This is a genomic window from Microbacterium sp. (assembly GCF_031178445.1).
GTDB lineage: Bacteria > Actinomycetota > Actinomycetes > Actinomycetales > Microbacteriaceae > Microbacterium.
Genome location: NZ_JAPSIY010000020.1, coordinates 1 through 5,096, shown reverse-complemented (window position 1 = coordinate 5,096; position 5,096 = coordinate 1). Strand labels below are relative to the sequence as shown.

Here is a 5,096-nt window from a genome sequence, read left to right as displayed (position 1 = left end):
GAGGCGGCCGCCCTCGGCCTTGCCGACCTGCTCGGCGGCGCGGACGTGCAGCAGAGCGACTTCTATGCGGGTCTGAACGATTCGGAGACCCCGCAGCTCACGGTCGTGATAGGCCTTGACCGCACCAAAGGCAAGACGCCGCCGTCTGGGGAACCCGAGGAGACACCCGCGGGCTGATCCCCGTGCCCCGCCGTCGATACGCCGGATCCGCCGATGTCGCCTGACGCCGGCGGATTCGTCGCTTTTCGGGCATCGGTTGACGTGGGCCGCGCCGCTCGCTACGGTATAGATACCTAATTAGGTACCTATTTCAGGAAAGACGAGGCAGTCTTGTCAGAAGGCACCACGACGCCAGTGCGACCTCGGCCGAAGGCTCCCTCCCAGAACCGCCGCGCTGCATTGCGCGGCCAGCGGGTTCGCGCCGTTCTGAGCAACCCCACGAACATGATCGGCGTGCTCGGTCTCATCCTCTTCGGCTACCTCATCGTGATCCCGATCATCGCGCTGCTCGCCGAGGGCGTGGTGGTCGGCGAGCCCGACACCCGCATCACGCAGCAGGACGAGGGAAGCCTCACCTCGTACTACTTCTGGCGCATCTTCGTTTCGCCGCAGGCGGCTGCGATCTTCTGGAAGCCGTTGGGCAATACCCTGCTCATCGCCGCGGCGAGTATCGTGCTCGCGCTGCTGCTCGGCGTCGCGATCGCGTGGCTGCTCGTGCGCACCGACATGTGGGGGCGCAAGTGGTTCGCGACCGCGCTGATCGTGCCGTACATGCTGCCCTCGTGGACCTTCGCCCTGGCGTGGCTGACACTGTTCAAGAACAGAACCGCCGGTGGACAGGTGGGATGGTTCGAGGCGATGGGCATCACGACGCCGAACTGGCTCGCCTACGGACAGCTTCCGATCATCCTCATCTTCACCATCCACTTCACGCCGTTCGTGATCCTCCTCGTCGGCAACGCGCTGAAGCGCTTCGACTCGACGCTCGAAGAGTCGTCGCAGATCCTCGGCGCCTCCAGACTGCGCACTGCGGCAGCCATCGTCCTGCCCATCCTGCGACCGGCGCTCGTCTCGGCGGTGACGCTGATCCTCGCGAAGGTGATCGGCGAGTTCGGTGTGGCCTACGTGCTGGGCCTGCCGACGAACATGAACGTGCTCGCGACCAGCCTGTACCGCAACATCTACAGCAACCAGCACGGCACTGCAGCGGTCATCGCCATGGTCATCGTGCTGATCGGCGCGATCTCGCTCTGGGTCGATGTCCACTTCGTGCGCGAGGCCAAGCGGTTCGTCACGATCTCCGGCAAGAGCGGCGGCTCCGGTTCTGTTCTGCGCCTCGGGCGGGTGCGCGGCCTTGCGACCGTCGCGTGCTGCGTGCTCTTCGCGCTCAGTGTGGCAGTCCCGGTGATCGTGCTCGCGTTGTCGACCCTCATGCGCAAGCCCGGCGACTTCTCCGCGTCGAACTTCACACTCGACTGGTGGGTGGGTCAGGGCCTGGATACTCTCGGATTCCCGAACGGCATCCTGCTCAATGGCGAGGTGTGGAGCGCCATGTGGAACAGCCTGTGGATCGTCGGCATCTCGTCGATCCTCGCCGGCATCGTAGGACTGCTCATGGGATACGTCGTCGTCAGGTCGAACTCCCTTGTCGTCTCCTCGGGACTGCGCCAGATGCTTTTCCTGCCTTACCTGGTGCCCGGGATCGCGTTCGCGACCGCCTACATGGCGCTCTTCGGCGAGCAGCGGGGCCCGATCCCCGCACTGTACGGTACGGCGGCGCTGCTCGTGATCATCTACTTCACCGAGCAGATGCCGTTCGCATCGCGATCCGGTATCTCCTCCATGATGCAGCTCGGCAGCGAACCTGAGGAGGCGGCGAAGGTCGCCGGCGCGCGATGGTTCCATCGGTTCCGCACGATCGTGCTGCCCGTCCAGAAGAGCGCCGTGGCCGTCGCCATGGTGATGGCGTTCATCTCGGGCATCAAGAGCCTCAGCCTGGTCATCATCCTCACCGTCCCGGGCCTGGACGTGCTCACCACGCTGTCGATCCGGCTCATCGACCTGGGCTACAGCCAGGCCGGCAACGGCGTGGTGCTTATCGTGTCGGCCCTCGCGTTCATCGGCACGTACACCGTGCAGAAAGTCATGAAAACAGATCTCTCCCGCGGACTAGGAGCTTGAGACAATGCCCACCATCACACTCGACGCCGTCGCCAAGAACTATGGCACGTCCGCCAACGCGATCGACAGACTCGACCTGGTCATCGAAGACGGCGACTTCATGTGTCTGCTCGGCCCCTCCGGCTGCGGCAAGACCACGACCATCCGGATGATCGCTGGCCTGGAGACTGTCACGGCGGGAGCGTTGACGATCGGCGACCGTGTCGTTGACGACCCGAAGCGGCGCGTGTTCATCGCACCGGAGGATCGCGACCTCGGCATGGTCTTCCAGAACTACGCGCTGTGGCCGCACCTCACGGTGGCGGACAACATCGACTACGGGCTCAAGCTCAAGAAGCTCGGGAGGCCCGAGCGCGAACAGCGCATCACGGAGGTGCTGACGTCGCTCGGGATCGAGAAGTATCGCGACCGGTACCCCGCCCAACTGTCGGGCGGGCAGCAGCAGCGCGTTGCCCTGGCGCGCATGCTCGCGGTGCGACCGGAGACGATGCTGCTTGACGAGCCGCTCTCCAACCTCGACTCGCGTCTGCGGCTTGAGATGCGAGCCGAACTCAAACGGATCCACGACGAGACAGGTTCCACCATCGTGTTCGTGACCCACGACCAGTGGGAGGCCATGACCTTGGCCACTCGGGTGGCGGTAATGTACGACGGCGAGCTGCAGCAGGTCGGCACGCCGCTGGACATCTACGATCGACCCGCGAACCGCTTCGTCGCGAACTTTCTCGGCGTGCCGCCCATTAACTTCTTCGAATTCGACCCGCTCGGGGAGGACGCCGCCGAAGCGCACGCCTACCTGTCGCGTCGCGTCGACTCTAGCCGGCTGGGCTCCCTCGGCATCCGGCCGGAATCGCTGCGCGTTGCGCCGCCCAGCTCCGCCACTGGCGTCGGGGATCTCGTGATGCGCGGGGTCGTCGAGTCGATCATGCCGACCGGCGGCAACTGGATCACCGATATCAGGATGGGCGGCCGACACGTGTACGCGACGTCCTCGGTGGCGGGCGACGTGCGTCCCGGCGACGAGGTGACGGTGAGCGCCCACGCCGACTCGCTGCATGTCTTTGACCGTGAAGAGCAGCGGATCGAAGCGGCCGCAGCATGACCGGGGAAATCGCCAGTTCCGTCGTGCTCGGCGACATCGCGGAGCGCGCCGCCCGCGAAGCCGGGGCGGTCGCGGCCGAAGGGTTCCGTTCGCCGGGCATGGCGTTCGAGACGAAGAACGGGTTCCACGACTTCGTCACCGAATACGACGGGCGCAGCGAGCAGCGCGCGCGAGCGGTCATCGAGCAGCATCTTCCCGGCGCCCACATCGTGGGCGAGGAGGAGGGGGCAAGCGGGCAGGGCGAGATCACCTGGTACATCGACCCCATCGATGGCACGTCGAACTTCGCCCGGGGCATCGCCCTGTGGGGGGTGGTCATCGCGGCAGTCCGTGGAGACGAGGTCGTCGCCGGCGTGGTGTACGACCCCGTGGCGGATCAACTGTGGCGCGCCGACGAGCGGGGAGCCTTCCTCAATGGGGCGGCGCTGCGCGCCCGAGGAATGACGGTGCCCGAGCGGGCGACGGTGCTCGCCACCTTCCCGCCGGCCAACACGCTCGTGACCCGCCGGATCGAAAAGCTTGAGGCGCTCGCGCAGCTTGCCGATGGATTCGCGCACGTGCGCGATCTCGGCAGTGCCGCTATTGCGCTGTGTTATGTCGCAACCGGGTGGGCAGATGCCAACTTCGGCTTCAACATCCATCCGTGGGACGTCGCCGCGCCGGCTTTCATCCTGCGCCAAGCCGGGGGAGTCTACCGCTCCTACGGCGACGGCCAGCTGCTCCCCGAGTCCCGCGACCACCACAACAGCGTGTATTTCGGCACCGTCACCGACGCCGATTTCCCGCTCATCGACGCCATCCTCCGATCCCAGACCCGCACCGATGCCTCCGTCTGAGCACACACATACCCACACAGAAGGAACAATCATGAACCCGAGAATCCCTACCCGGCGCCTGCTCCCGGCCATCGCAGGCGTGGCCGCTGCGCTGTTCGCGCTCACTGCCTGCGCGCCTCCGGGCGGCGCCGGCGGCCAGCCCGCCGTCAAGGATGACAAACCGGATCACCAGTTCGCCGCAGACGAGTCGCCCGAGGGCTTCGACCTGGACGAGCTCGTCGCCAAGGCGAAGGAAGAGGGGCCGATCACCATTTACGATCAGACTGGCAAGGTCGTTCAGATCGCCGAGGCCTTCACGAAGAAATATGGCATCGAGGCCACAGGCGTCAAGATCGAGACGAATGTGATCGAGAAGGTGCGTACCGAGGGCAAGTCCGGCAACGTCATCGGTGACGTGCTTGCCTCGGCTGAGATCGCTGGTGTGTACTCGCTGGTTGAGGACGGACTGCTCACCAGCTGGGTGCCTGGCGACATGTTCGACAAGGTCCCCGAGTCCGCGCGTTACCCGTTCCTCAATCTGTACGAGACCTACGCCTGGACCTACAACTCCGCCATCTTCCCGGACGGATGCCCGGTCGAGAACATCTGGGAGCTGACCGAGCCCGAGTGGAAGGGCCGCGTCTCGCTCATGGACCCGGAGAAGTTCGCCGTCATCCCGATCGGTTGGAACCAGTCGGCGCGGGATCACGCCGAAGAGTTCGCCGACGCGTACGAGGAGTACTTCGGTGAAGAGCGGAGCGGCGAGGAGAGCGACGCTGTGCACGAATGGCTCATGCGACTCGCCGAGAACTCCCCTGTCGTCGGCAAGGACGCGGAAGCACCGTCTGACGCAGTGGGTGGCGAGGGTCAGCCCGATCCGGCGATCTCCCTGCTGCCCGGTGCGAAGTACCGCAACAACGCCGATAAGGGCTACGCGCAGGCCGCATGCACGGAGCTGAAGCCGTACGCGGGCTGGATCGTTCCGCAGTCGATGACCT

At 65.5% G+C, this 5,096-nt stretch carries 4 protein-coding genes; all 4 read left to right on the top strand.

Features of this window, described 5'->3' with window-relative positions; all coding sequences use genetic code 11:
- Positions 1 to 330 precede the first annotated feature (330 nt).
- A complete protein-coding gene (locus tag RIN43_RS16035) occupies positions 331 to 2,181 on the top strand; it encodes an iron ABC transporter permease (RefSeq protein ID WP_309129927.1) in 1,851 nt (616 codons plus the stop codon).
- 4 nt (positions 2,182 to 2,185) lie between these two features.
- Entirely contained in the window at positions 2,186 to 3,283 is a 1,098-nt protein-coding gene (locus RIN43_RS16030; protein ID WP_309129926.1) for an ABC transporter ATP-binding protein, read from the top strand.
- Positions 3,280 to 4,119, top strand: coding sequence for an inositol monophosphatase family protein (locus RIN43_RS16025; RefSeq protein WP_309129925.1), 840 nt, complete (start codon positions 3,280 to 3,282; stop codon positions 4,117 to 4,119). The genes RIN43_RS16030 and RIN43_RS16025 overlap by 4 nt, the downstream gene beginning before the upstream one ends.
- Positions 4,120 to 4,150: 31 nt before the next feature.
- Positions 4,151 to 5,096: extracellular solute-binding protein (locus tag RIN43_RS16020; RefSeq protein ID WP_309129924.1), on the top strand; the 946-nt coding region annotated here is incomplete at its 3' end.